The 26,284-nt window shown below is 64.9% G+C and carries 21 protein-coding genes; 15 read left to right on the plus strand and 6 right to left on the minus strand.

Going from position 1 to position 26,284, the window contains the following annotated elements; translation table 11 throughout:
- Window positions 1-157: 157 nt before the first annotated feature.
- The 4 genes from ACYQML_RS03080 to ACYQML_RS03095 all read left to right on the plus strand — a co-directional run bounded on the left by ACYQML_RS03080 (window position 158) and on the right by ACYQML_RS03095 (window position 5,178).
- Complete coding sequence (locus ACYQML_RS03080) at window positions 158-955, plus strand: LuxR C-terminal-related transcriptional regulator (RefSeq protein ID WP_461222068.1); 798 nt, start codon at window positions 158-160, stop codon at window positions 953-955.
- 613 nt (window positions 956-1,568) lie between these two features.
- Window positions 1,569-2,660, plus strand: coding sequence for an NAD-dependent epimerase/dehydratase family protein (locus ACYQML_RS03085; protein WP_082470605.1), 1,092 nt, complete (start codon window positions 1,569-1,571; stop codon window positions 2,658-2,660).
- A gap of 123 nt (window positions 2,661-2,783) precedes the next feature.
- Window positions 2,784-4,040, plus strand: a complete 1,257-nt coding sequence (locus ACYQML_RS03090; protein ID WP_461234665.1) for a glycosyltransferase family 4 protein — start codon at window positions 2,784-2,786, stop codon at window positions 4,038-4,040.
- Window positions 4,021-5,178: a DegT/DnrJ/EryC1/StrS family aminotransferase gene (locus tag ACYQML_RS03095; RefSeq protein WP_461234666.1), complete on the plus strand. Its 1,158-nt coding sequence runs from the start codon at window positions 4,021-4,023 to the stop codon at window positions 5,176-5,178. The genes ACYQML_RS03090 and ACYQML_RS03095 overlap by 20 nt, the downstream gene beginning before the upstream one ends.
- Window positions 5,179-5,467: 289 nt before the next feature.
- On the opposite strand, the gene ACYQML_RS03100 is transcribed toward ACYQML_RS03095, so the two are convergent.
- On the minus strand, window positions 5,468-6,859 hold the full coding sequence (locus tag ACYQML_RS03100; protein WP_461222064.1) for a UDP-glucose dehydrogenase family protein: 1,392 nt from the start codon (window positions 6,857-6,859) through the stop codon (window positions 5,468-5,470).
- A gap of 722 nt (window positions 6,860-7,581) precedes the next feature.
- On the opposite strand from ACYQML_RS03100, the gene ACYQML_RS03105 reads away from it, so the two are divergent.
- The 4 genes from ACYQML_RS03105 (at window position 7,582) to ACYQML_RS03120 (ending at window position 12,972) form a co-directional block, all read left to right on the plus strand.
- A complete protein-coding gene (locus ACYQML_RS03105) occupies window positions 7,582-8,568 on the plus strand; it encodes an NAD-dependent epimerase/dehydratase family protein (RefSeq protein WP_461228661.1) in 987 nt (328 codons plus the stop codon).
- A 64-nt stretch (window positions 8,569-8,632) separates the two neighbouring features.
- Window positions 8,633-9,808 (plus strand): glycosyltransferase, encoded by a 1,176-nt coding sequence (locus ACYQML_RS03110; RefSeq protein WP_461234667.1) that lies wholly within the window; start codon window positions 8,633-8,635, stop codon window positions 9,806-9,808.
- 354 nt (window positions 9,809-10,162) lie between these two features.
- Window positions 10,163-11,512, plus strand: coding sequence for an O-antigen ligase family protein (locus tag ACYQML_RS03115; RefSeq protein WP_056422452.1), 1,350 nt, complete (start codon window positions 10,163-10,165; stop codon window positions 11,510-11,512).
- Window positions 11,513-12,408: 896 nt separating this feature from the next.
- Window positions 12,409-12,972, plus strand: coding sequence for a response regulator transcription factor (locus ACYQML_RS03120; protein ID WP_461234668.1), 564 nt, complete (start codon window positions 12,409-12,411; stop codon window positions 12,970-12,972).
- A gap of 43 nt (window positions 12,973-13,015) precedes the next feature.
- Here the strand turns inward: ACYQML_RS03120 and ACYQML_RS03125 are convergent, their stop codons facing one another.
- From ACYQML_RS03125 to ACYQML_RS03135, 3 genes are read right to left on the minus strand one after another with little or no spacing between them, the layout of a single operon-like run.
- Window positions 13,016-13,492, minus strand: coding sequence for a secondary thiamine-phosphate synthase enzyme YjbQ (locus tag ACYQML_RS03125; protein WP_461234669.1), 477 nt, complete (start codon window positions 13,490-13,492; stop codon window positions 13,016-13,018).
- Complete coding sequence (locus tag ACYQML_RS03130) at window positions 13,489-15,333, minus strand: cisplatin damage response ATP-dependent DNA ligase (protein WP_461234670.1); 1,845 nt, start codon at window positions 15,331-15,333, stop codon at window positions 13,489-13,491. Before ACYQML_RS03130 ends, ACYQML_RS03125 begins: the two co-directional genes overlap by 4 nt.
- Entirely contained in the window at window positions 15,330-16,376 is a 1,047-nt protein-coding gene (locus ACYQML_RS03135) for a ligase-associated DNA damage response exonuclease (protein WP_461234671.1), read from the minus strand. The genes ACYQML_RS03130 and ACYQML_RS03135 overlap by 4 nt, the downstream gene beginning before the upstream one ends.
- A gap of 70 nt (window positions 16,377-16,446) precedes the next feature.
- On the opposite strand from ACYQML_RS03135, the gene ACYQML_RS03140 reads away from it, so the two are divergent.
- Window positions 16,447-17,415 carry a methyltransferase domain-containing protein gene (locus ACYQML_RS03140; protein WP_461234672.1) on the plus strand — a complete coding sequence of 323 codons (969 nt, stop codon included), beginning with the start codon at window positions 16,447-16,449 and terminating at the stop codon, window positions 17,413-17,415.
- A gap of 176 nt (window positions 17,416-17,591) precedes the next feature.
- Window positions 17,592-18,326, plus strand: coding sequence for a YoaK family protein (locus tag ACYQML_RS03145; protein ID WP_056422475.1), 735 nt, complete (start codon window positions 17,592-17,594; stop codon window positions 18,324-18,326).
- 218 nt (window positions 18,327-18,544) lie between these two features.
- Here ACYQML_RS03145 and arfB read toward each other — a convergent pair whose 3' ends face one another.
- Window positions 18,545-18,967 (minus strand): alternative ribosome rescue aminoacyl-tRNA hydrolase ArfB, encoded by a 423-nt coding sequence (arfB, locus tag ACYQML_RS03150; protein WP_200919010.1) that lies wholly within the window; start codon window positions 18,965-18,967, stop codon window positions 18,545-18,547.
- A gap of 31 nt (window positions 18,968-18,998) precedes the next feature.
- Complete coding sequence (locus ACYQML_RS03155; protein ID WP_056422480.1) at window positions 18,999-19,277, minus strand: BolA family protein; 279 nt, start codon at window positions 19,275-19,277, stop codon at window positions 18,999-19,001.
- Window positions 19,278-19,417: 140 nt separating this feature from the next.
- Between ACYQML_RS03155 and ACYQML_RS03160 the strand changes: the two genes are divergently transcribed.
- From ACYQML_RS03160 to ACYQML_RS03180, 5 genes are all read left to right on the plus strand, one after another.
- Window positions 19,418-20,050, plus strand: a complete 633-nt coding sequence (locus tag ACYQML_RS03160) for a J domain-containing protein (RefSeq protein WP_056422483.1) — start codon at window positions 19,418-19,420, stop codon at window positions 20,048-20,050.
- Window positions 20,051-20,283: 233 nt separating this feature from the next.
- Window positions 20,284-21,267 (plus strand): cobaltochelatase subunit CobS, encoded by a 984-nt coding sequence (gene cobS, locus ACYQML_RS03165; RefSeq protein WP_056422487.1) that lies wholly within the window; start codon window positions 20,284-20,286, stop codon window positions 21,265-21,267.
- 20 nt (window positions 21,268-21,287) lie between these two features.
- On the plus strand, window positions 21,288-21,791 hold the full coding sequence (locus ACYQML_RS03170; protein ID WP_461234673.1) for a DUF29 domain-containing protein: 504 nt from the start codon (window positions 21,288-21,290) through the stop codon (window positions 21,789-21,791).
- Between the two features lie 5 nt (window positions 21,792-21,796).
- Complete coding sequence (gene cobT, locus ACYQML_RS03175; protein ID WP_461234674.1) at window positions 21,797-23,698, plus strand: cobaltochelatase subunit CobT; 1,902 nt, start codon at window positions 21,797-21,799, stop codon at window positions 23,696-23,698.
- Between the two features lie 294 nt (window positions 23,699-23,992).
- A complete protein-coding gene (locus ACYQML_RS03180; RefSeq protein WP_461234675.1) occupies window positions 23,993-26,200 on the plus strand; it encodes a KAP family P-loop NTPase fold protein in 2,208 nt (735 codons plus the stop codon).
- Window positions 26,201-26,284: the final 84 nt, after the last annotated feature.

The following is a 26,284-nucleotide window of genomic DNA, read 5'->3' on the forward strand; positions in this document are numbered from 1 at the left end:
CAAATGGGATGACCAAAAAAGGATTATTTAATCGTTTTTTCATTGACGGTCAGATTGTTCCGATCCATACCAGACTCTCACTTTAATGTATCGATTTGTACATTACTTGTAAGTGGAGCGGTCGACTTTATCAGTACGAATTGGTGGAGGGCTGACGATGATTCACGTTTCCGGAACTACCTTTCCACGACCCAATTTTGCATCTACGGCGCGACCCGCAACCGTGATCAGCGGTGGAACTGCGCTCTACAGAGAAGGGTTACGATACATATTGCTGAAGAGCGGGTTCGACGTGATTTCCATGGTCGGAAATCTCGATCAGGCCCAGGATTTACCCGAATCTTCCGACTCGAACCTTATTGTCATCATGAGTATTCCCTCGACGGCGAACGCCCCGACCGAGGAAATCTTGAACGCTCGTCTTCGTTTTCCCAACAGTTTCATCATCTGCATTTGCGCGACCTGCGAGGCCGAGCATGTAGCCCCCATGCTGGAATGCGGTGCGGCGGCTATTCTTCTGTACAGTGCCTGTTCTGATACTTTGGTGCAGGCCCTGGAACTGATCCTGCTCGACCACTGCGTGGTGCCCCATCTGTGCATTGGGGCCGAGGCCGACCCCCTCCCCGGTGAGGAGGAAAGTGGGGAACCGGAGACCGACGAGCCGTTCCCCTCTCAGGATCAGACGCTTCATCTGTCAGATCGGGAACTCAGTATCATCGCCTGCTTGATCAAGGGCGATTCAAACCGCGCCATCGCCGAGCGCCTGTCCATCGCCGAAGGACGGGTGAAGGGTAATGTGAAGGCGATCCTCCGAAAGATTAACGTACGGAACAGGACACAAGCGGCCCTCTGGGGTATCAAATATTGTAACTCGGGCGACCGAGCGAGCTTCGCCAAGCATCATCCCGGCGCGGCATCGCTCAACGATACGCTTGAAGGGATGGCGGCCGTATAGAGGCGCCGCTATCCGGGCGGATCCATCCCGTTCGACGGGGTGGATCTCGCAAGACATGACCCGCGCCGAGCAGAGGCGCGGATTCGATTGAGACTAATCCCATCTCTCGTCTCAGATCTCTTGTCCTTCATTTATCGTCCTACATCTCTCTTCGGACCCGCGCCGTCTTACGCGGTCCCCTGGCCAATCATACTTGGCCCGATGCCTTCTTGGCCCGATGCCTTTCGACGCCTTCGGCGTCCGGCCTGACGCTCCTCCCGCTCGACACCACCGCCACGCTCTCACGCCTGGGAAACCCCGCCTCCCGCGAGGTCGGCTCCCCGTGAACGGCCATGCGCTCGCCGAAATCGTCGAAGGACGGCCCGTGCGCTGACGCGCGTCGATACCGAGCGCGAGCGCTCCTTGTTCAGTCGATCGTCGCCGACGAGACGCGCCACATAGGAAACACCCCCGGCTAATCCATTCGCGCCGCGGCATCTTGATTTCGTATTACTGAACTGCACCCCGAACCATCGCTGCTAGTCCCATTGTTCTTTTGCCTTACGAAATTCATCACATTAAATTGAACATCAAGACTGAAGCATTGTTCTCAAGACTGCGATGGATGACAATCATGAACGCGAAAGTTGCTGTCACGGGAGCCGGCGGTTACATTGGCTCCGTCATGGTCGGAGAATTACTTCGGAACGGGTACAAGGTCAGAGCCATAGATGCCTTTTATTTCGGAGACCTTGCTCTCTCGAAATATGATGGCCACCCCAAGCTTGAGATCGTCAAGCAGGATATCAGGCTCATCGACCATCATGCCTATGACGATTGCGATTATGCCATCGATCTGGCCGCTTTATCGAACGATCCGTCCGGCGATCTCGACCCGGAGCTGACACGGTCGATCAACGAGAAGGGCCGGATACGGGCCGCCATGGCCGCCAAGCGCGCCGGCGTCCGCCGCTACCTCTTCGCCAGTTCCTGCGCGGTCTACGGCGCCGGCCAGGACATGTTCCTCACCGAGGACGCGGTTCTGCGGCCCCTCACCATCTACGCGCAGACCTGCGCCAGGGCCGAAGAGGCGGTGCTCGCCCTGAATACCGGCCATTTCGCCGCCACCGCGCTCAGGAACGCCACCGTGTTCGGCCTGTCGCCGCGCATGCGGTTCGACCTCGTCGTCAACCAGATGACCTTCGACGCCCTGGATCGCGGCCGCATCACGGTGGGGGGCGACGGATCGCAATGGCGTCCGGTGGTCCATGTGCGGGATGTGGCCGCCGCCTTCCTCAGCGCCCTGCGCGCCCCGTCCGGCGTCGTCGCCGGTGCGGCCTTCAACATCGGCTGGGACAACCGCCAGATCGTCGACATCGCGCTTGCGGTGAAGAACACCGTCACCAAGGCGAGCGAGATCGAGTTCATGCCCTGCGGGCTCGACCGGCGCGATTACCATGTGAGCTTCGCCAAGGCGCGGGAAAGTTTCGGCTTCGGGGCGAGACACCGGATCGAGGACGCCGTCATCGAGATCCAGAACGCGATCGACGCCAAGATCCTGCGCAACACCGCCGTCTGCAACACGGTCAAGTGGTACAAGATGCTGCTCGCCGACCCGCTCCAGCGGCTGAGCCTGCCGATCCCGGCCGAAGAGGCCATCGCCGCGACCCCGGGCGTGTTTCCCCGCCCGGCCTTCGAGGCCGGCGCCGAGGCGGCGCGCGCCTGAGACGAAACGGGTCCGCGTCCGCCCGGACCCGCATCTCCGACCGGCCGGCCCGAGAGGACATCCATGCGAGCCTATGACGTGCCTCCCTCGTCCACGGTCCGACGGCCGGATGGTGGCTCCCCCTTGTCCGTCCGACACGTCATCATCGAGAACAAGGAGGGATATCCCTCCTTGGCCAACGGTATTCACCAGAATACGCGCTCCCTCGTCACCGAACAGACCCTGTCGGGTGAAGCATCCCGCATCCTGTTCCTGTCGCGCGATCCCAACGGGATGACGGTGCCGGCGGGCATCCGGATGGATCATGTCCCGCTGGACGGGCTCAGGATCCTCGGCCGCACGGTCAGCCTGTCGCGCCGCTCCCGCGAGGCCTTCCTCGACGGGGCCGACACGCGGACGATCTTTCACTTCCACGGCGCGCGCCAACCGCTTCTGGTCTCCCTGACGCGGATGCTGCGCCGGCGCGGCATCCCCTACGTCATCAGCCTCCATGCCTGCTTCTCGCATTTCTACGACCGGGCCGGCCGGCTGGTGAAGCCGTCGACCGCCCTCTACGTCCGGCTGCTGGAGCGGCGGGTTCTGGAAGGCGCGCGCTTCGTCCACGTCATCACCGCCCTGGAACAGGCCGAACTCCGCCGCCTGGCGCCCAAGGCCCGGTCGGTCCTCGTGCCCCACGGGGTCTATTCGAGCGCGCTCGGCGGGCGTCCGGGATTCGTCGACAGGTCCGGCCCTGCCGGCGGGTCATCTGGCCCTGCCGGCGGGTCATCTGGCCCTGCCGGCGGCTTGCCCGTCTTCGGCTTCTGCGGCCGGCTGGCGGTGTTCCACAAGGGGCTCGACCTGCTGATCGAAGGGTTCGCCCTCTACCGGCGGCAGGGCGGCACCGGCCGCCTCGTCGTCATGGGCCCCGGCGACGAGCGAGACGAGCTGATGGCGACGACCCGCCGCCTCGGCATCGAATCCGCCGTGACCTTCGAAGGGCCGCGCTACGGGGCCGAGCGGGACGACATCGTCCGGTCTTGGGACTTCTTCGCCTTTCCCTCACGCCTCGACCGCTGGCCGACGGCGGCCCTCGAAGCCCAGATTCTCGGCGTGCCGCTCCTCATCACCGCCGAGGCGGGGATGACCGAGGCGATGACGCGGCACGGCGCCGGCCTCCTCATCGAGGATCTGACGGCCGAGGCCGTGGCCCGGTCGCTCGCCCGGGCCGCTTCCCTCGATTCCGCGGAATGGCGGGCGATGTCGCGCGGCGCCCACCGGATGGGATGCTCGGCCGACTGGACCGTGGTCGCGGCCCGCCTGCACGCCCTCTACCGAACCACACCGGCATCGCCGGCTCTCAGCGAAGACATGGAGGCAACCGATGGCAGTCCCGTTCTATAGGCATGCGCTCTCGCCCGATTACGCCGTTCGGGTGGCCTCGGTCCTCGGCAGTGCGTTCCTGACGACCGGCCCCGAGGGCGCGCGCGTGGAGGAGCTGCTGCGGAACTTCTTCGCCGTGCCGCATGCCAAGCTCACCTCGAGCTGGACGCAAGGGGCGGTGGCGACCCTCCTCGCCATGGGGATCGGCCCCGGCGACGAGGTCATCGTACCGGCCATGACCTTCGCGGCGACGGCCAACGTGGTGCGCCTCGTCGGCGCGACGCCGGTCTTCGTCGACAGCGACCCGAACACGCTCCTCATCGACCTGGGTCTCGCGGCGGCGGCCGTGACGGAGCGGACGCGGGCGATCATCCCCGTCCATCTCTACGGCCAGATGGTGGACATCCCGGCTCTGCGGGCGGCGATCCCCTCCTCGATCCGGATCATCGAGGACGCGGCCCATTGCTTCGAGGGCAGCCGCAACGGGCGCCGGCCGGGGCAGGACGGCGACGCGGCGATCTTCTCCTTCTACGCCACGAAGAACGTGACCTGCGGCGAGGGCGGCGCCGTCGTCACCCGCGATCCCCTCCTCGCCCGAACCCTGGTGCAGACGGTGCTGCACGGGATGTCCGCCGGCGCGGCCCAGCGTTTCCAGGGCGGGACCTACAACCATTGGGACATCGACCGCCTCGGCACCAAGGCCAACCTGCCGGACCTGCTGGCCGTCTTGCTCGCGCCCCAGATCGATCAGGTGGAGGTTCAGTGCGCCCGGCGCGAGGCCTTGAGCCGACGCTACGAGAGCGCGCTCGCCGGCACCCCGTTCACCTGGCCGGCCATGGAGCCGGGCGTGGTCTCGGCGCGGCACCTGTTCCCGATCCACGTGCCCGACGGGCGCCGCGACGACATGCTCCGGGCGCTGGGCGAGGCCCGCATCGGCACGACGGTGAATTACCGCAGCGTGCCCACGCTGACCCTCTACCGCGACGTGCCGGAAGCCTCGTCCCTGCCCGTGGCGCAGGAATGGGGCGAGGGCACGCTCTCGCTGCCGCTATTCCCGGATCTGCGCATCGACGAGCAGGACGAGGTGATCGAGACCGTGCTGGCCCAGGCCTCCGCGTTCTGGCCGAAGCCCGCCCTAAGGACCGCGACCGGACGGTGAATAGGTTCCCACCAAAACCCGTTCTCCCGCTCTTCCAACCTCTTACCTCATCCTGAGGCGCCGCGAAGCGGCCTCGAAGGAACCCTCCAGTCCTCGCTCAGCGAGCTGGAGGGCTCCTTCGAGGCCCTTTGCTTGCGCAAAGCGCGCCCCAGGATAAGGTGAGAGGGCGGTAAGATCCGTCGTCTTGCAACGATACAGACTTCCCCAAGTACCCCCCAAGTAGAACCGACACATGAAAGCCGCCCCGCAGTCGCAGGGCGGCTTTCGCTCGGTCGGTGCCTTCGGGGGATTACCCAGCGGCGATGGCGAGTTCCGGCAGCACCGCTCCCTGCGGCTGCGTCAGGTCGATCCGTGGCGCCGGGCGTTCGGCCGTGACGCTGCGCCGGCCGATTCCCACATGGCGGAAACCGGCCTCCGTCGCCTCCGCCACCGGGATGATGTTGCGGTAATCGACGAGGACCGATCCTGCCATGCGCGAGCGGAGCCGGGCGAGGTCGAGGGTGCGGAACACGCTCCATTCCGTCACGATCGCCACGGCATGGGCGCCGGCCACGCAGGAATAGGGGTCGGTGGCGTAGGCGATGTCGGGCATGAGCGCCCTTGCCTGGTCCATCCCCTGGGGGTCATAGGCCCGCACCTCGGCGCCTTCGTCCTGGAGGGCGGTGATGATCGAGGTGGCCGGCGCCTCGCGGGTGTCGTCGGTATTCGCCTTGAAGGTGAGGCCGAGCACCGCGATGGTCAGCCCCCTGACGGAGCCGCCGCAGGCCTTGATCAGCCGCCGCGCCATCAATCGCTTGCGCTGCTCGTTGGCGGCCGCCACCGTCTCGATGATCCGGGAGGGGACGCCGTAATCCTGCGCCGACTTGATCAGCGCCTGGATGTCCTTGGGAAAGCACGAGCCGCCGAAGCCGGGGCCCGGCTGGAGGAACTGCGCGCCGATCCGCCGGTCGAGGCCGATGCCGTAGGAGACCCCTTCCACATCGGCATCCGCCCGCTCGCACAGATCGGCCATTTCGTTGACGAAGCCGATCTTCATGGCGAGGAAGGCGTTGGCCGCGTATTTCACCAGCTCGGCGGTGCGCCGGGTGGTGAAGAACAGCGGCACCGCCGCCTCCGCCAGGGGCCGGTAGAGGTTGGTCATGATCGCCCGCGCCCGCTCGTCCTGGGTGCCGATGACGATCCGGTCGGGATGCTGGAAATCCGCGATGGCCGCGCCTTCGCGCAGGAATTCGGGGTTCGAGACGACGGCGAAGGCGCCCTGTGGCTGGACGAGGCGCATGATGTGCTCGACCCGGTCCCCCGTGCCCACCGGGACGGTCGATTTCGTCACCACCACGGTATAACCCCGGATCGCTTGCGCGATGTCGCGGGCACAGGCGAAGACATGGGCGAGGTCGGCATGGCCGTCGCCGCGCCGGGCGGGCGTGCCGACGGCGATGAACACGACTTCCGCGTCGCCCACCGCCTCGGCGAGATCGGTGCCGAAGCTCAGGCGCCCGGCGGCGACGTTGTTGGCGACGAGCGCGTCGAGATGCGGCTCGTAGATCGGCATGCGACCCGCGCGCAGGGCGGCGATCCGCTGCGGATCCTTGTCGACACAATGCACATGATGCCCGAATTCGGCAAAGCACGCCCCGGATACGAGACCGACATATCCGACGCCGATGACCGCCACCCGCATTCCAGCCTCCATGGATCATTCAGATGAGCAAAGGCGGTCACGGGTTTGGAACAGCAACCGCCGCAAGCGACAACCTTAAAATATCATCCTGTCCTGGAGAACATCTCTTCCGAGTGGTCGGAAACTAGTCCGAAAGCTACAGGATCGGCGATAATGATTGATGGCGAACACGCGATCCGACATTTCGTCATCCCGATTCGGTGGCCCGACAGGGTCCGCGCGGGACGGAATTCAGGACCTCTTCGCGTTGTTGTTCCAAGGCACGACCTCATCCTGAGGTCAGAGATCCGAACTCGGATTAGTGTCATCCGATCTGCGGGAAAGTTCACATCGGTTTTGACAGCCAGCCCGTCATTCCGGGGCGCCAAAGGCGAGCCCGGAATGACGGCGTGGTCTGCTCATGGTCTTGTCGAAACCCCCACTGACCAGAAATCGAAGCCCCGATCCTGAGGCGGTCGGCTCGGATGATCTGCTCTGGCAGATGACCGACTTCGGCATGAGCATCCGCTAAGAAGTCCCATCAAGCAGGGCATCCAGAGGAAGGCGGAGGCCGTGGGCTCACATTTGCCCGGCACCTCTGACCGCCAAGTCGCCACATCCGGCGCAAGGGTACTATACGCGACACCGCGAGCGCGTTCGATCTAACCCTCAAGGTTCCTACCAATACATTCGGCGATCATGCAGTTCTTCTGACGACACGCATTGAATAAGGGCTGTCTGTCATGAAAAAGATACTTGTGACCGGGGCCGGTGGTTTCATCGGACACCATCTCGTGAAAAGCCTCGTCAACAAGGGCTATTGGGTCCGCGGGGCCGACATCAAGCTCCCGCAATACGAAGCCTCGGCCGCGCACGACTTCATGCAGGTCGATCTTCGCATGCGGGACAATTGCGCCATCGCCGTCAAGGACATGGACGAGGTCTACCACCTCGCGGCCGACATGGGCGGCATCGGCTTCATCAGCGGCTCGCATGCCGAGATCACGCTCAACAACACCCTGATCAGCGCGCATATGATCGAGGCGGCGCGCTATAGCGGCCTGGAGAAGTTCCTCTTCTCCTCCTCGGCCTGCGTCTATCCCCAGCATCTCCAGCTCTCGCCCGACGTCACCCCGCTCTCCGAGGACGTCGCCTGGCCGGCCCAGCCCGAGGAAGGCTACGGGCTCGAGAAGATCTACATGGAGAAGATGTGCCAATACATGACCGAGGATTGGAAAATCCCGACCCGGTCCGTACGGTTCCACAACGTCTATGGTCCGCTCGGCACCTATGACGGCGGCCGGGAGAAGGCGCCCGCCGCGATCTCCCGCAAGGTGGTGCTCTGCCCCGATGGCGGTGAGATCGAGGTCTGGGGTGATGGTCTGCAGACCCGCTCCTTCATGTATATCGACGATTGCGTCGAGGGCCTGTACCGGCTGATGCATTCCGATTACTGCGCGCCGATCAATCTCGGCACCGACGAGATGATCAGCATCAACGACCTCGTCGATATCGCGGCGGAGATCGCGGGCAAGACGATCACCAAGCGCCACGACCTGACGAAGCCGCAGGGCGTGCGTGGGCGCAACAGCGACAACAGCCTGATCCGCAAGGTTCTCGATTGGGAGCCCAAGATCATGATCCGCGAGGGGCTCGTGCCGACCTACCGCTGGATCGAGGAAGAGATCGCGCAGGCTCAGCCGGTCCTGCATTCCGTGGCGGCCGAGTAACGCCGCGCCTGCGGCCGGACGAAGACTGACCAGCGGTCACAGCAACGATTGTGAGGCGATCGAGATGTCGAAACGCGTATTGATCGTCCACAACGAGTACCAGTTCCACGGGGGCGAGGATTCCGTCGTCGCCCAGGAGATCGGCGCCCTCGAACGGGCCGGCTGCGACGTCCGCCTCTTCACCTTGAGCAACAAATCCATCGTCACGCCGGTCGACCGCCTGCGCGCGGCGTTCCAGTCGGTGAATTCTCCGAAGAACATCGGCCTCGTCCTGAAGGAGATCGATCTCTTCCGGCCGGACGTGGTCCATGTCCACAATTACTTCCCGCTGATCTCGCCGATGGTGCATGTGGCCGTCCGCAAGACGGGAACGCCCACGATCCAGACGCTGCACAATTACCGGATCATGTGCGCCAACGCGATGCTGACGCGGAACGGCTCGCCCTGCGAGGTCTGCGTCGGCGGCTCCGCCTACAACGCGGTGCTGCACCGGTGCTACCGGGATTCCCGGCTCGGATCGCTCGCGGTGGCGCGGTCGATCCAGCATCACAGGCAGACCGGCACCTGGGCGAACCATGTCGACCGTTTCGTCGCGCTGACCGAGTTCGAGCGCAGCCGGTTCATCGCGGCGGGCCTGCCCGGACACCGCATCGCCGTGAAGGCGAACGGGCTCGCCGATCCCGGCCCGGTCTCGGCAGATGCGCGGGAGGGATTACTGTTCGTGGGACGCCTCACCACCGAGAAGGGCGTCGAGACCCTCGATGCCGCGGCCAGGATCGCCGGCTGCAGGGTCACGGTCATCGGAACGGGGCCGCTGGCCGCGCAGGTCGCCGCCTCGCCCGATCTCGACGACCGGGGACAGGTCACCCCCGCGCAGGTTCGCGCCGCGATGAGGGGGGCAAGGGCCCTGATCGTCCCCTCGCTCTGGTACGAGGGATTACCGATGGTGGTGGTCGAAGCCTTCGCGATGGGCCTGCCGGTGATCGCGTCGCGGATCGGCTCGCTGGCCGAGATCGTCTCGGACGAGGTGACCGGCCTGCACGCCGCCCCGGGCGACGCCGCCGATCTCGCCCGCGCCATGACGCGGATCCTGTCAGATCGTGCCGCGTCCGAGCGCATGAGCCGGGCGGCACGGCTGAAATACGAAACCTGCTGGAGCGAAACCGTCACCACCGGCCAGCTGCTGCAGATCTATGCCGAGGCGATGGACTCGCACCGGACGATGCCGATCGCGGTCTAGAGCGCTCTCCGCCGAAGTGGATGCCGGTTCGGGGAAAAAGAGCGCGGCAAAACAAAGGTCTGGAGCTACGCCCGACCCAACGTGGTCGGGCGTAGCTCCGGGAGCCTCTTTGAACCGTTTTCCGAGGCTCGACCTCATCCTGAGGTGCCGCGTAGCGGCCTCGAAGGAGGGCTCCAGAACCCACTGAGCAGACTGGAGCGCTCCTTCGAGGCCCTTTGCCGAAGCAAAGGGCACCTCAGGATGAGGTGATCCGGTGGGATGATGGATTTTGCCAAGTGAATCGGCCGAACCATCCAATCGAACGACCTTGAGAGTGCCGACATAAGTCCCACTCCCTCTAAAGAAGTCGCCCGCGTGATCCAGTCCCGCCTCGACACCGCCCTCCCCCTCGGCCGGTCCGCCGACGACTTCAACGAGCGCTACTCCCGCGCCCTCGTCATCGTGCTCCTGGGCTACGCCATCCTGGGCAAGACCTTCGCCTATCTGGGCATCCCGCCGCTCTTCGTCGGCGAGATGGCCCTGGCCGGGGGACTCATCGCGCTGCTGCGGTCCGGATGCTGGCTCGCCATCCTGGCGACGCCGGCGAGCCGGATGCTCATCGTCCTGATGGGCTGGGTCCTCTACCGGACCGTGCCGTATCTGGGCCCCTACGGGATGGACGCCCCCCGGGACAGCGTGCTGGCCCTCTACGGCCTGTTCGCCCTGATCGTCGTCGCCCTGCTGCTGGAGGAACCCGGCCGGTTCGGGCGGGCCATGGACGCCTATGGCCGGTTCGCGCGGTTCTATGCCCTGGCCGGCGGCATCGTGTACGGCCTGAGTTCGGCGTTCCTGAAAATCCCCGGCACCGAGATCCAGATCCCCAGCGTCCGGGCCGGCGAGGCCGCCAGCCACCTCGCGGCCATCGCCGTCTTCGTCCTGCTGGGGCTCGGCCGCTTCTCGCGCCTCTGGATCGCCGTGCTGATGGCGAGCATGATCGTCGTCACCTCGAGCCGCGGCGCCATGCTGACCTGCCTCGTGCCGGTGGTGGTCGCGGCCATCGCCGGGCGGAGGCTGCGGCAGTTCATGCCCATCGTCCTGGTGTTTTTCGTCGCCGCGATCATCGCGACACTGTTCGATCTCAGCGTCCAGCTTCCCGGCAACGAGCGGGCGACCGGACCCAAGCAGATCGTCGAGGGCCTGAAGAGCGTGGTCGGCGTCAGCGAAGCCTCGAATTTCGAGGCGACGAAGGAGTTCCGCCTGCGCTGGTGGGCGACGATTCAGGATTACACGCTGCGCGGGCCGTATTTCTGGACGGGCAAGGGCTTCGGGGTGAACATCGCCCTCGAGGACGGCTACAAGCAATGGGTGACGGCCGACGCGGTGCTGCGCAGCCCCCACAACGTCAACATGACCTATCTGGCGCGCTCGGGCGTCCCTGGCCTCGTGCTGTGGCTCGGCGTGCTGGCGACCTGGTTCACGATGCTGTTCCACAGCCTGCTCTGGGCCCGCCGGCGCGGGGAGGAGCATTGGGCCAAGCTGTTCATCTGGATCGGCTGCTACGGCCTCGGCATGTTCGTGGACGCGTGTTTCGACGTGGCGCTCGAAGGGCCGATGCTGGGCATCTGGTTCTGGTGCGTCTTCGGCTTCGGCATCGGCGCCAGCATGATCTTCCGCTCCCCCCTCGGGCGCAGCTTTCGGCACGGCGAGGATCGCGCCGGCCCATGAGGGCCGGTCCATGAGGGCCGGTCCATGAGGGCCGGTCCATGACGGCCGGTCCATGAGGGCCGGTCCATGAGGGCCGGTCCATGACGGCCGGTCCATGAGGGCCGGTCCATGAGGGCCGGTAACCTGCTCTAACCTTGAATAATCCCTGGTTCGGACCGGATCTAAGTAGTCGTACCACGGTACGGCCCTTCGCAGGTCTCGACTGTTCCAGGCTTCGGAGGCCGGCATGACGGGGGCCGCTCCAAGACGTCGGCTTCGGCTTCCACGCCTACGTGCAAGAGCGTTTTACCACCCGAGGCTTGCTGAAATCGAGGCTTCAACGAGCGCGGAATCATTGACCTACAGGCAGTCATACGCACTCGACGCGGCAGATTTGAAGTGTTCATTTTTCCTTGTTGCACGCGATGTCTCCATGTTATTCAATCGTCATAGAATTCGACACTGAGGGAGGGGGCAACGACGATCCGCTGATATTTGCAATCTGAAATAATAACATTTGTTTCATCACGATCACCTGCTCAGCACGACGACCCAATTTTTGATCGACTGCTATGAGACTGCGTCTCGCCTTCGCAGCAGGACGACAGTGCGACGTTCATACGGCGGCATTTCATTCATGCCGGCAGAGCGATGGCCATGCCATCCATTTCCAAGTCTTCATTGGAGTTAGCCCGATGCCACTCAGTATCACTGCTTCTTCCGAGCCTCCCCAATCCGATTTCCTTCCCAGCATGATCGTCGGACCGGATAGTCTGACCTCTGCGACCACGACCATACCCGCCATCGTCATTGGCCCGAGAGGGCTCGAACGGGACGGTCTCGTTGGAATATTGAACCAGAACGGATATTCAGTCCTCGATTCGATAGACGATATTGCAGATCTACAGATCGGATACATGCCGGAACTGATCATCCTGAGCGAGTTCGGTCAGGATGAGATTGAGGGAGCGCTGGTTCCCCTGGTGCAATCCCACTTTCCCACGGCCCGGATCGTCGCCCTGACGGCCGAGACCGATCCGGCGGTGCCACGGTACCTGCTGCAGCGGGGCATCCAGGCCTGCCTGAACCGGAGCGCGCAGCCGATCGCCTTGATCCGATCGTTGAACGTCGTGATGGGCGGCAACATCGTGATCTCCATCGGTACCGCCTCGCATCTGACCGGGGGCAGCAACGGCTTCCCGAGGCCGGCTCTCATGCGGTTCGCCAAGGGCGTAGAGACGGCGCCCGCAGCGGCATCGGATCTCTCGCATCGCGAGATCGAAGTCCTCGCCTGCTTGTCGACCGGGCATTCCAACAAGTCGATCGCCCGGGAATTGCGGATCTCCGAGGCGACGGTGAAGATCCACGTCAAGAACGTCTTGAGAAAGATCAATGTCAGCAACCGGACCCAGGCGGCGGTCTGGGTTTCGAAACACGGCACCCCGACGGTCGGCTGCCGTCGGAACGGCCGGGCCACGTGACCCGGACCGGCGGCGCGCCCGATGACGGCGCGCCGCCGGTCGCCTATGCGCCGGCGACGTGCAGGACGATGTCGCGCCGGTGCGGCCGGTCGCGGTGTTCGATGAGATAGATGCCCTGCCACGTGCCGAGGACGAGACGTCCGTCGATGACGGGGATCGTCAGGCCCGAATCCGTGAGCAGGGTGCGGATATGCGCCGGCATGTCGTCGGGGCCTTCCGCCGAATGGATGTACCCGCCACCGGGGAGGCGTGGGGCGAGCCCGTCCAGGGCCGCCATCAGGTCGCTCTGCACGTCGGGATCGGCATTCTCCTGGATCGTCAGGGAGGCCGAGGTGTGCCGGCAGAAGAGCGTGAGCAGGCCCTGCGAGATGCCGCTGCGCCCGAGGAAATCGGCCACCGCCGCCGTGACATCGGTGAAGCCCTGGCCCCGCGTCGAGACGGTGAAGCGGGCGCTGGCCTGGCGCCGGATCTCGCCTTCCTGAAAACCTTCGATCCCGCCGATCCTGCCTGCAGCCGTCATGATGCCTCCTCGTCGATCGATGCGCCCGGCGCGATTTCCCGCTCGCCGCGCGCCAGGATGGTCTCCAGAATTCCGATCCCGTCCGCCTCGGCGGCGGGCTTGTCCCAGCGGATGCGGTGGACGCGGGGGAAGCGCATGGCGACGCCGGATTTGTGCCGGGTGGAGCGCTGCACCCCCTCGAAGGCGATCTCCAGGACGAGGCCCTCCTCCGGCCCGTAGGCGACTTCGCGCACAGGACCGAAACGTTTGGTCGTGTGGTTGCGGACGAAGCGGTCGAGCTTGGCGAGCTCCGCATCGGTGAAGCCGTGATAGGCCTTGCCCACAGGCACCAGTTCTCGCCCACCCTCCGGCCGCTCGCGCCAGACCCCGAACGTGTAGTCCGAGTAGAAGGACGAGCGCTTCCCGTGGCCGCGCTGGGCATACATCATCACGGCGTCGACGAGATGCGGCTCGCGCTTCCACTTCCACCACGGACCCTTGGGGCGGCCGGGCAGATAGGGGCTGTCGCGCAGCTTCAGCATCACCCCCTCGATGGCGTCGGCATCCTCGCCCGCCCCCACGCTCGCGGGATCGGCGCGGGCCTCGGCGAGGTCGTCCCAGGTCTCGAACGTCACCAGCGGCGAGAGATCGATGCGGGCGTGATCCAGGGCGGCGACGAAACTCTCGAGCCGCGCGCGGCGGGTCGCGAAGGGCAGCGGGCGAAGATCCTCGCCCTCCGCCGTGAGGAGGTCATAGGCCCGCACATGGGCGGGGAATTCCTCCAGCAGCTTGGGCGTGACGGCCTTCCGGTTGAGGCGCTGCTGCAGCACGTTGAAGCTCTGCACGCGGCTCTCGCGCAGGATCAGCAACTCCCCGTCGATCGTGCCCGTGAAGGTGATCGCCTCGGCGAGATCGGGGAAGGCATGCGTGATGTCCTCGCCGGTGCGCGAATAGACCCGCGCCACCTGCTCCCCGGCCTCGTCGCGCCCCCCCGCGAGTTGGACGCGGATGCCGTCCCATTTCCACTCGCCCGAGAAGGCGGCCGGATCGAGCTTGTCGAAATCCGTCTCCTCGTCGATCGGGTGGGAGAGCATCGGCGGGCGGAACGGCGCGGGGTTGAGGGTGGTGGGGCGCTCCCCCCTCCCCTCGACCCAGGCGAACAGGCCGAGATACGGCGGCTCCAGCCCGTGCCAGACCTCCTCCACCGCATCGGCCTCGTGGCCACCGAGCGCCCCCGCCGCCGTCTTGGCGAGGCGGGCGGAGACGCCGACGCGAAGCGCCCCGGTGATGAGCTTCAACAGCGCCCAGCGCCCGGTCTCGTCGAGGGCATCGAGCCAGCCGGCGATATGGGCCGGCAGGTCGGCCTTCTTCACGGTGGCGAGGGTCTCGACCACTTCCGAGAGGGTCGGGATGTGCGGCGGCGGGTTGTTGTGGCCCGGACCGGCCGCTGTTGCATCCCCTCCCCCCTCTGCGGGGGAGGGTGCCTGCGGAGCAGGCGGGAGAGGGGACGACCTTTCCGGAGATGGCGCTCCCCTCTCCCGACCCTCGCTCACGCGAGGGCCACCCTCCCCCGCAGAGGGGGGAGGGTTTTGAGACGGCCAGATCAGCGCGGTGGTCTCGGCGAGATCGCCCACATAATTGTGCGAGAGCGCGAACAGCACCGGGTCGACCCGCGCTTCCACCAACCCGCGGATCATCGCCGGCTTGGCCTCGCGGAAGCTGAGGTTGCCGGTCATGGCGGCCAGCGCCCAGCCCCGCTCCGGGTCCGGCGCATGGGCGAAATAATCCTGCAGCAGGCGCAGCTTGGCGTTGCGGCGCGGCTCGTAGGCGAGGCGGTCGAGGAGATGGGCGAAGTCGTTCACGCGGCGGCCTCCTCGGCCGGCGCGGCGGTTTCGCCCTCGCCGTCATCGCCATAGCCCAGCATGTGGAGCGGCTTGGCCTTGATCCCTTGCGTCCCGCACCAATGCACCAGGGCGTCCTCCTGCCCGTGGGTGACCCAGACCTCGCCGGCCCCGGTCTCTCGGATGGTGCGGCAGAGGTCCGGCCAGTCGGAATGGTCGGAGATGACGAGGGGGAGTTCGGCGCCCTTCTGCCGGGCGCGGGCGCGCACCCGCATCCAGCCGGAAGCGAAGGAGGTGACGGGATCGGGGAATTTGCGCGACCACACGTCCTGGATCGCCGAAGGCGGGCAGAGCACGATGGCGCCGTGGAGTTTTCCGCGCTCCGTCGCGACGACCTTCGGCGTCTCCCCGAGCGGGATGCCCTCGCGCTTGTAGAGTTCGGTCAACTTCTCCATGGCGCCGTGGAGATAGATCGGTTCGTCGTAGCCGGCCTCCCGCAGCAGGGCCATGACCCGCTGCGCCTTGCCGAGCGCGTAGGCGCCGACGATATGGGCGCGCTCGGGGAACAGCGCGACGGAATCGAGGAGCTTACGCACCTCGCCCGCCGTGTCCGGCATCCGGAAGACCGGCAGGCCGAAGGTCGCCTCGGTGATGAAGACATCGCAGGGCACGACCTCGAAGGGCAGGCAGGTCGGATCGTAGGCGCGCTTGTAATCGCCCGAGACCACCACCCGCACGCCCTGCGCTTGGATGGAGATCTGGGCCGAGCCGAGGACATGGCCGGCAGGCGCGAAACGCACCGTCACGTCGCCGATGCGGATGTCCTTGCCGAGCACCGCCTCCTGGCGCGCCTCGCAGAAATCCTCGCCGTAGCGCACGGCCATGATCCGCAGGGTCTGGCCCGTGGCCAGCACCTTGCCGTGGCCGGACCGGGCATGGTCGGCATGGCCGTGGGTGATGAGGGCACGCGGCACCGGCCAGGTCGGGTCCACGTGGAACCCGCCCAGCGGACAATACAGCCCCTCGCGGGTCAGGGTCAGGAGGTCGCTCGCACTCAGGCTCATGCGGGATGCCGAACTGAGAGGGGCCGAACATGGGGATGGCGGATCATGCGACGTGATATAGGGCGCTCGCATGAACCCGCGAGCGCAGACGTCACTTCAGAACAGTTCGGGCGATCTCCTCGCCGACCGGCGCTACGCCTATGCGGAGGCCTGTCTCTCCGAGGGCGATGCGGAGGGCGCGGCCGAGATGGCCGAGCAGGCCCTGGAGATCGCGCCGCGTTACGCGGCGGCGTGGTTCCTGCTCGGACGGGCGCGGGAGGCCCGCCACCTCGCCACAGCGGATGTCGCCCACCACCATGCCGCGCTCAGGGCCTATGGCAATGCCCTCGACCTCGACCCGCATGACGAACTCGGGGCCCGGCTGCGCCTCGTCCAGATCGGCGAGGGCGCGGCTTTGGGGGCGATCTCGCCGGCCTATATCCGCGCCCTGTTCGACGGCTACGCTCCGCGATTCGAGCGCCACCTCGTAGGCGAGTTGCAATATCGCGGGCCGGAACTGCTGGTGAGGGCCCTCGACGGGCTGGACGGCGCGCGGGCGGATTTCGGCGACGTGATCGACCTCGGCTGCGGCACCGGCCTGGTGGGCGAGGCTTTGAATGGGCGCACGCGAACCCTGACGGGAATCGACATCTCCCCCGGCATGCTCGCCGAAGCCGCCCGGCGGCGGCGCTACGACAGGCTCATCGAGGGCGATCTCGTCCCCATTCTCCGAGGCGAGACGCGGGACAGCGCCGATCTCGTCATCGCGGCGGACGTCTTCATCTATGTCGGCGGCCTTTCCCCGGTCATGGCCGAGACCGCCCGCATTCTCAGGCCGACGGGCCTCGTGGCCTTCACGGTGCAGTGGAACCCCGATGGCGGCCTCGTTCTCGGTGCCGATGCGCGCTACGCCCATGGCGAGCGCTACCTGCGCCGGCTGGCCGACGAAGCCGGTCTGGACATGCTCGGTCTCGAACCGGCCGTGATCCGCCGCGAGCGCGGGAGCGAGGTGCCGGCGCGCATCGTCCTGTTGCGCAAACCCGGCCCTCCGGCGCCTTAATCCCAATTGTGCGCGATTGAGTTGAACCGAAGCGGGCCGGCATGTGTTGCACGGCACGACACTCCCCCATTCATCCGCACCAACGCGGCGCAGGCGGTTTATCCGTCGCGTCCGATCGGTAAGGTCCGGCCTTCTCCCGACGCTTACCGTTCTCTTCCAGGAGCCTGTTCAGACGCATGGCCGATAAGACCGACAAGTCGTTTCCCGCGAGCCCGAGCACGCGCATTCCCTTCGCACTCGCCCTCTCGGCACTGGCCGGATGCGCCGATTCCATCGGCTTCCTCGAATTTTCACAGCTCTTCATGTCGTTCATGAGCGGCAACACCACCCGCTTCGGCGTCTCGGTGAGCAAGTTCGATTGGGAGAGCACGGCCCGCGTCAGCTCGGTCATCGTCATGTTCTGCTTCGGCGCCTTCATCGGCACGCTGATCGCGGCCTGGGTCGGGCGCTGGCGGCTCTCGGTAATGCTGCTACTCCAGGCGGTGCTCCTCGCCATCGGTCTCGTCATGCCCTACGGCACCTTCTCCTGGCCGCTGCACGTCTATCCCATCGTCATCGCGCTCGGCCTCCAGAACGCCACGCTGCAGGACGAGGCCGGGCGCAGCCTCGCCCTCACCTATGTCACGGGCGCGGTGGTGCGCTTCGGAACCGGGCTCGCCAACCTGCTGATGGGCAAGGTCGCACCGTCGTTCTGGATCCAGGCGCCGCTCTGGGGCGCCCTGAGCACCGGGGCGGTGATCGGCGGCTTCCTCCAGACCCGTTTCGGCGAGGACGCCTTCCTGTTCCCCGCCGCCCTCGCGGCGCTCCTCGCCCTGATCGCCATCGCCCTCACCGTCCTGAAGCCCGGCAGCGCCTATGTCACGGGCGCGGAAGAATACCATCCGCCGGATGCAAGGGGACCGGTGAAGTAAGCGCGTGTTTCATCGGATCTCCGGGCGGATCTTCATGCCGGGGCCGATCGTCTGCCGAAGTCGATCATCCCACCAGAGCACCTCAGGATGAGGTAAAGCCTTGGAGGAACACCTCAAATAGGCCCTGCGACCGGCGGATGACGAATGGACCTCGTCCCCGTCCGCCGAACGCGTCGAGAACGACCATCGGTCGGGATCGGCGCCATTTGGCGATGAGTTCAATCGCCTCCGCCGTCGCTGCGCAGGCGCTTGGTGGCGCCGCGCCGGGACTTCTCGTCGAGGCGGCGCTTCTTCGAGGCGAGGGTCGGGCGTGTCGCCCGGCGCGGCGTCGGCGGCACCGCCGCCTCGGCGACGAGGGCGGCGAGGCGCTCGCGCGCATCGGCCCGGTTGCGGTCCTGCGTGCGGAACTGCTGGGCCATGATGACGATGACCCCGTCCTGGGTCAGCCGCCGCCCGGCGAGGCGCATCAGGCGCACCGCCACGGCGTCGGGCAGGGAGTGCGAGCGCCGCGCATCGAAGCGGAGCTGCACCGCCGTGGAGAGCTTGTTGACGTTCTGCCCGCCCGGCCCCGAGGCGCGCACGAAAGTCTCTTCGAGTTCGGCCTCGTCGATGGCGAGATGCGGGGTGCATTGCAGGGCCATCGCCACCATATTCCTCGTATGCCGGAGCCGCTCAGGCGGCCTCGGACGGCGCCTTCGCCTTCACCGCGAGGGCGTGGAGCCCGCGCTTGAACGCCTCGTCGAGAACGCCGTTCACGATCCGGTGGCGCTCGACCCGGCTCTTCCCCTCGAATGCGGCGGAGACGATCTCGACACGGAAATGCGTCTCGCCCTCGGGCCGTGCGCCCGAATGTCCCGCATGCAGATGGGATTCGTCCACGACCACCAGGGTTTGCGGCGCCAGTTGCGCGTCGAGCGCTCCGGTGATCCAATCCTTGAGCGTGCCGGCCATCGTGTCCTCGTCTTTCCGTCGCTTCGTTCCTAGCCTGTAGGCGCCCGGAGGCTTCGGGGTCGTCAACCCCCGATCTCCGCATGCGTCATCAGGCCCGCCGCCCTTGTGTCTCGGACCCGCCCTCTCATAATCGCCCCACCATGGATCTCAACTCGCGTCTGTTCGACAGCATCCGCATCAAGCGCAAACCCTCCTGCGACGAGCCCAAGGCTGCGTCCCAGACGGGCTGCGAGACCCCCGGCTGCACCAATGCCGGGCTCTACCGCGCTCCCAAGGGTCGCAAGGCGGAAGGCCAGTACTGGCGCTTCTGCATCGACCACGTGCGCGCCTACAACGCCACCTACAACTACTTCGACGGCATGAACGACGCCGCCGTCCAGGCCTACCAGAAGGACGCCGTGATCGGGCACCGCCCGACCTGGGCGATGGGCGTGAACCCGGCGACGCGGGCCGCCGGAGCGAAACCGGGCGACCCGAAGCGCGACTGGGCCTATGTCGACCCGCTCGACATCCTGCGCAGCGAAGGCGTCGGCGAGACCTCGCGCCGGGCCAAGCCCGAGCCGAGCCGGCCGCGCCTCACGGTGGCCGCCCTGAAGGCCCTCGACGTGCTCGGCCTCGACGAGAACGCCGACACGGCCGCCATCAAGGCGCAGTACAAGGTGCTGGTGAAGCGCTTCCACCCCGACGCCAATGGCGGCGACCGTTCGTTCGAGGAGCGGCTGCGCGACATCATCCGCGCCCACGACACCCTGCGTGCCGCCGGCCTGTGCTGAGCCGGGTGCCGCGAACCGGCACGAACGATGCACGTTTTTGCAAATGACGTGCGGTGGGAGGCGGCAAACCGCGCGGGAGGCCCTATATCGAGTTCTCGCACCCCTTGGCGTCCGCCGACGCAGCCCCTTAAAGGTGGTATTCCACGTCTCGCCCCGTGCGGGACCCGGCAATGCCCACCGAGATAGATCCGCGAGCCCGGCCCATGCCGGCGCCCGCCCCGACGAGGTCCCGTATGCTTTCTGACGACACCCCCGCCTCGCTGCCCGACCGGATGGTCTCCGTCCGCGAGGCCTTCGGCATCGATCTCGACCTCAAGGTGCCGGCCTTCTCGCAGAGCGAGGAGCACGTTCCCGATCTCGACCCGGATTACATCTTCGATCGCGAGACCACCCTGGCGATCCTGGCGGGCTTCGCCCGTAACCGGCGCGTGATGGTCACCGGCTATCACGGCACCGGCAAGTCGACCCATATCGAGCAGGTCGCCGCCCGCCTGAACTGGCCCTGCATCCGGATCAACCTCGACAGCCACGTCTCCCGCATCGATCTCGTCGGCAAGGACGCGATCGTGCTGAAGGACGGCAAGCAGATCACCGCCTTCCAAGACGGTATCCTGCCCTGGGCGCTGCAGAACAACGTGGCGCTGGTCTTCGACGAATACGATGCCGGCCGACCGGACGTGATGTTCGTGATCCAGCGCGTGCTCGAAGTCTCGGGGCGCCTGACGCTGCTCGACCAGAAGCGGGTGATCCGCCCCCACCCGGCCTTCCGCCTGTTCGCCACCGCCAACACGGTGGGGCTGGGCGACACGTCCGGCCTCTATCACGGCACCCAGCAGATCAACCAGGGCCAGATGGACCGCTGGTCGATCGTGACGACGCTGAACTACCTCGCCCATGACCGCGAGGTGGACATCGTCCTGTCGAAGGCGCTGCATTACCAGCGCGACGGCGGCCGCGACATCGTCAGCCGCATGGTCCGCGTCGCCGACCTGACCCGCAACGCCTTCATGAACGGCGATCTCTCCACCGTCATGAGCCCGCGCACGGTGATCACCTGGGCCGAGAACGCCGACATCTTCCAGGATATCGGCTTCGCCTTCCGGGTGACCTTCCTCAACAAGTGCGACGAGTTGGAGCGCACCCTGGTGGCCGAATTCTACCAGCGCGCCTTCGGCAAGGAACTGCCCGAAAGCGCGATGAACGTGGCGCTGAGCTGAGGATCGACGCGGAGGACGCGATGGCCGAACCGGCCTTGAAGGGTGAGACACGGGAATCGTCACCGTCCGAGCGCGCACCGAATCGTGCGCGCTACGAGGATGACTTCTATTCGTGGCTGATCCAGCAAGCCGATCTCCTGCGCGCCCGTCGCTTCGAGGAGCTCGATCTCGAGCACATCGCCGAGGAACTCGAGGATTTGTCGAAGAGCGAGTTCGCCAAGCTTCAGAGCACCCTGCGCGTCCTCGTCATGCACTTGCTGAAATGGGACCAGCAGCCGGAGCACCGCACGCCGAGCTGGATCTTCTCGATCCGTGAGCAACGGCGGCGCTACGGGCGGATCTTGTCCAGCAATCCCGGGCTGAAGCCTCGCATCGACGAGGCGCTGAGCGACGCCTACCCGGACGCACGCGATTGGGCCGCCGACGAGACCCATCTGCCGCCGGATGAGTTTCCCGCGGAATGCCCCTACGGCTGGGACGACATCCTGGACCGCCCCTTCGATTTCGACTCGGTGAAGAAGTAGCGATCGTGGCCATCTCGAACCGCAAAGCCGGCGAACGCCGGGAGCCCATCGCCGAACCGCTGAAGCGTTCGGTCGCCGGATGCCTGCGCGCCATCGCCAAGCGCTCCGAGATCGAGGTGGTCTATGCCAGCGACCGGCCGGCGCTCACCGGCGACAAGGCGCGCCTGCCCGAGCCGCCGCGCAAGCTGACGCCGGAGGATGTGGCGATCCTGCGCGGCAATGCCGATTCCATGGCGCTGCGCCTCGGCTGCCACGATGTGGCCGTCCATCGCCGTCTCGCCCCCGAGAATGCCGGCGCGCGCGCCGTGTTCGATGCCGTCGAGCAGGCCCGCGTGGAGGCCATCGGCTCGCGCCGCATGGCAGGCGTGGCCTCGAACCTCACGGCCATGCTGGAGGACCGCTACCATCGCGGCGGCAAGTACGAGGACATCACCGACCGGGCCGATGCCCCGATGGAGGATGCCGTCGCCCTGATGGTGCGCGAGCGCCTGACCGGCGAAGCCCCGCCCAAGGCCGCGCGCAAGATCGTCGACCTCTGGCGCTCCCATATCGAGGAGAAGGCCGGCCCCAGCCTCGACGGCCTCATCGGCAATCTCGAGAACCAGCGCTCCTTCGCCCGCTCGGTGCGCGAGTTGCTGTCCTCCCTCGACATGGCGGACGAGACGCCCCTCGACCCCGAGGACGACGACAACGAGGACGACAACGAGGGGCAGGACGACGAGCAGACCCCGAGCGAGGGCGAGGCCGAGGAGCAGTCTCAGGGCGACAAGTCCGAGATGGAGACCTCCGAGGAAGCCTCGGACGAGCTGCAGGACGGCGCCACGGAAGCCGCCGACGCTCCGTCTGGCGAATTGCCGGACGAGTCCGAGAACGCCGAATCCGAGGAGGCCTCCGAGGCCAAGCGTCCGCCCAACAACCGGCCCGTCGAGCCGCGCGGCCCCGAATACAAGGTGTTCAACCCGCGCTTCGACGAGATGATCGACGCCGAGGATCTGTGCGACGCCGAAGAGCTCGCGCGCCTGCGCACCTATCTCGACAAGCAGCTCGCCCATCTCCAGGGCGTGGTCGGCCGACTCGCCAACCGGCTGCAGCGCCGGCTCCTGGCCCAGCAGAACCGGGCCTGGGAATTCGACCTCGAAGAAGGCCAGCTCGATCCGGCCCGCCTCGTGCGGGTGATGACCGACCCGTTCCAGCCGCTCTCGTTCAAGCGCGAGAAGGACACGAATTTTCGCGATACCGTCGTCACGCTGCTGCTCGACAATTCGGGCTCCATGCGCGGCCGGCCGATCACGGTGGCGGCCACCTGCGCCGACATCCTGGCGCGGACCCTGGAGCGCTGCGGCGTCAAGGTGGAGATCCTGGGCTTCACCACCCGCGCCTGGAAGGGCGGCCAATCGCGCGAGGCGTGGCTGGCGGCGGGCAAGCCCAACGGTCCCGGCCGTCTGAACGACCTGCGTCACATCATCTACAAGAGCGCCGACGCTCCCTGGCGCCGGGCGCGGAAAAACCTCGGACTGATGATGCGCGAGGGTCTGCTGAAGGAGAATATCGACGGCGAGGCCCTCGATTGGGCGCACAAGCGCCTGCTCGCCCGGCCCGAACAGCGCAAGATCCTGATGGTGATCTCGGACGGCGCGCCGGTCGACGATTCCACCCTCTCGGTCAATCCGGGCAATTATCTCGAGCGCCACCTGCGCTGGATGATCGAGGACATCGAGACCCGCTCACCGGTCGAACTCCTCGCCATCGGCATCGGCCACGACGTGACCCGCTACTACCGCCGCGCCGTCACCATCATCGACGCCGAGGAGCTCGGCGGCGCGATGACGGAGAAGCTGGCGGAGCTGTTCGAGGAAGATGCGGGTGGTGCCGTGCCCGCGCGCAGGGCTGCGGGCGGGCGGCGGTAGATCTTAAAAAATTGCACAAAGGCAGGTTGTGCCTTGGGTCCAGTTTTAGCTTCTTACTGTTCTTCAGAGTGTATGCTCGGAGCTTCCATAAACCACACATTTGCATGAGTCTCGAAGGCGCCAGCAGTTCTCTCGACCAGATTGAGGGGACGTCATGCAGCCCATCGTGGCGGACCTCCGTCATCCGCCCGCACATTGGCACTCTTTGGTAAATGAACGTCGATGATCCGCAATAAGAAGATCGATGCGTCCAACTAAGAACTTGAGTAGATCAAGCCAAAGCGAGTAAGATATATGGCAGACGATCCACATCAGTCGATCAAGGGAGACCGGGCACTTAGCGCCGGCGATGAAGACAGGCTAGGTTTCCGAGATGTGGCCAACCGGATTGCCCTCTCGCTTGTTGATCGCGCCACAGAGGACGGTCTTGTCATTGGCCTGGAAGGGCCATGGGGATCAGGGAAGTCGAGCCTACTCTTTCTTATTGGTGACGAACTTGAAAAACTGCCTGACGATAGCAAGCCTACTATCATTAATTTTCGACCCTGGTTGATCAGCAATCGAGACGCACTTATTATCAGCCTTTTTGGTGAACTCTCGCGTCAACTCGATGACGTGGCATCAAGAGAGGGAGACGCAACTCGAATTACCAAAACCAAGGCGAAGGAAGCTAGCAAGGCTCTCCGCAGTTTTGTGAATGGCCTGAGCAAGACTGGAGCATTCGTCGAGTTTGTAGGAAAGGCATCCGGTGTCGGGCTCGTCGAAATGGCCGGTGAAGGCGTTAAATCGCTTGGCCAGCCCACGGAAGGTGAGGCTGTGCCACCACCGCTGGCGCAGTTGAAGGATAAGCTAGCTCAGTCACTACGCGAGCTGGGTCATCGTTTTGTCGTAACTATCGATGACGTTGATCGCTTGGAGCCTGCCGAAGTCATTGAAATCCTGCGGCTCGTCCGGTCGGTGGTTGACCTCCCTAATATGATCTATCTGCTCTGCTACGACAGCAATATCCTGGCACACAGTATCAAGAAAGCAGCGGGAGTAAAAAGCGGCCGGTCTTACTTGGAGAAAATTGTCCAGCTGACTGTAATGGTCCCCAAGCCAGAGCCGCTACAGCTGCGACAATGGTTTTCCGACGAGCTACGCCAAATTGCATCAACCAAGAACGAAGATGAGCGTTCGAGGCTGGAAATCGTTATTGATCAAGAGGGAGGGCGGCAGCTCCGCACACCGCGTTCAGTGATCCGCGCCCTGGATTCTATGCGCTTCTTTTGGCCTCCCTTGTCGGAAGCTAAGGCTGATCTTTCCGACTTGGTATGGCTTCAACTGATCAAGGACGGAAACGCAAAACTGTATCGCTGGATTGAAGATTACTGCGCCTCGGCGGCGGTCATTTCCCTGAGAACGGCCCGGGCCAATGAGTCTGAGCGGAAGCGAACGCTTGCGGAACTACTTTCTATAGCCGATATCGACTATTTTGACGACGCCACGTATCGACATTATTTTGCTCAACAGCTTCCAGGAATAGAGGTTGATCTTTCCAAGGATGGCGTTGGATTGAAGATTTTCTCCAATGTTAGTGAAGGCGATCGCGACAAGGCTATCCGGGATAAGCGGCTCTCTAGTCCTGACCATTATCGTCTTTACTTTGCATTATCTGCGCCTTCACATGTACTGACTCAGGATGAGCTTTCAGCGATATGGAAGGCGGCTGATGCTGGTGCTGAGCCGCTGGGCAAGGTATTACTTGAACTAAATAATGCGGCCGCAACTGGAACATTGACCAAAGCCGATATTTTGCTTGAGCGGACAAGGAGTGGCGCATATGAAGCGCTCTCCCCGACTCAATGCGAGAACCTATTGATGGCTTTCTCGCATGTGATGGACCAAGCCTACCGGCTGCGTCCTTTCGATCTGTTTTGGGTCGGCACATTGTGGAATCGCGCTGAACGCTTGATCCCGTTGCTACTCTCCCGTTTTGCGTCGCCGCAGCGGGAATCCGCCATTGCGTCGATCTTCGAGAAAGGTAGAGCCATAGGGTGGCTGACATCGCTGCTGAGGCACGAGACGTTCGCGCATGGGCATTACGGAGAGCGGCGGCGGTCAGAGGTAGAGTGGCTATTCACTGCGGAGGAGTTGGAGCGAATTAGCGCGGCAATGCTCCTTCGCTATAAGAATATGTCTATGCGCGACGTCTTTAATAGCCCACAACCGATAAGCCTGCTTTTTGCTTGGTATCAGACAGGAGACGAAGAAGGTCCACGTCATTTAGTTGAATCGAATATTAATACAGATCAAGAACTTATAGATACACTGGAGGGATTTATTACCACTGTAAGAGACAGCAATCAGGGTCATGTCGAGGTTATTAAGAGTGAGAACTTGTCGCCATTCATGGATGTTGAAATTATTAAGCAGAGAATCGATGCTTTAAAGAATCATTCTGATCTGGGCGAGCGTGCAGGACGAATCGCACTGAAATTCAAGGACGGAAACGACTACTGAGGCCGCATCATCCCCTCGTCGGGTGCAAACCTTGACGGCCCGGCCCACGCATTACAGACGCTTAAGGTGGGTACCACCCCATCA

It is taken from the genome of Methylobacterium sp. CM6244 (assembly GCF_054817885.1).

What these genes read in the sequence shown, in the direction of transcription:
- ACYQML_RS03080 (WP_461222068.1), top strand. Translation starts at nt 158, where the DNA reads ATGATTCACGTTTCCGGAACTACCTTTCCACGACCCAATTTTGCATCT.
- ACYQML_RS03085 (WP_082470605.1), top strand. Translation starts at nt 1,569, where the DNA reads ATGAACGCGAAAGTTGCTGTCACGGGAGCCGGCGGTTACATTGGCTCC.
- ACYQML_RS03095 (WP_461234666.1), top strand. Translation starts at nt 4,021, where the DNA reads ATGGCAGTCCCGTTCTATAGGCATGCGCTCTCGCCCGATTACGCCGTT.
- ACYQML_RS03100 (WP_461222064.1), bottom strand. Translation starts at nt 6,859, where the DNA reads ATGCGGGTGGCGGTCATCGGCGTCGGATATGTCGGTCTCGTATCCGGG.
- ACYQML_RS03105 (WP_461228661.1), top strand. Translation starts at nt 7,582, where the DNA reads ATGAAAAAGATACTTGTGACCGGGGCCGGTGGTTTCATCGGACACCAT.
- ACYQML_RS03110 (WP_461234667.1), top strand. Translation starts at nt 8,633, where the DNA reads ATGTCGAAACGCGTATTGATCGTCCACAACGAGTACCAGTTCCACGGG.
- ACYQML_RS03120 (WP_461234668.1), top strand. Translation starts at nt 12,409, where the DNA reads ATGCCGGAACTGATCATCCTGAGCGAGTTCGGTCAGGATGAGATTGAG.
- ACYQML_RS03125 (WP_461234669.1), bottom strand. Translation starts at nt 13,492, where the DNA reads ATGACGGCTGCAGGCAGGATCGGCGGGATCGAAGGTTTTCAGGAAGGC.
- ACYQML_RS03135 (WP_461234671.1), bottom strand. Translation starts at nt 16,376, where the DNA reads ATGAGCCTGAGTGCGAGCGACCTCCTGACCCTGACCCGCGAGGGGCTG.
- ACYQML_RS03140 (WP_461234672.1), top strand. Translation starts at nt 16,447, where the DNA reads ATGAACCCGCGAGCGCAGACGTCACTTCAGAACAGTTCGGGCGATCTC.
- ACYQML_RS03145 (WP_056422475.1), top strand. Translation starts at nt 17,592, where the DNA reads ATGGCCGATAAGACCGACAAGTCGTTTCCCGCGAGCCCGAGCACGCGC.
- arfB (WP_200919010.1), bottom strand. Translation starts at nt 18,967, where the DNA reads ATGGCCCTGCAATGCACCCCGCATCTCGCCATCGACGAGGCCGAACTC.
- ACYQML_RS03155 (WP_056422480.1), bottom strand. Translation starts at nt 19,277, where the DNA reads ATGGCCGGCACGCTCAAGGATTGGATCACCGGAGCGCTCGACGCGCAA.
- ACYQML_RS03160 (WP_056422483.1), top strand. Translation starts at nt 19,418, where the DNA reads ATGGATCTCAACTCGCGTCTGTTCGACAGCATCCGCATCAAGCGCAAA.
- cobS (WP_056422487.1), top strand. Translation starts at nt 20,284, where the DNA reads ATGCTTTCTGACGACACCCCCGCCTCGCTGCCCGACCGGATGGTCTCC.
- ACYQML_RS03170 (WP_461234673.1), top strand. Translation starts at nt 21,288, where the DNA reads ATGGCCGAACCGGCCTTGAAGGGTGAGACACGGGAATCGTCACCGTCC.
- ACYQML_RS03180 (WP_461234675.1), top strand. Translation starts at nt 23,993, where the DNA reads ATGGCAGACGATCCACATCAGTCGATCAAGGGAGACCGGGCACTTAGC.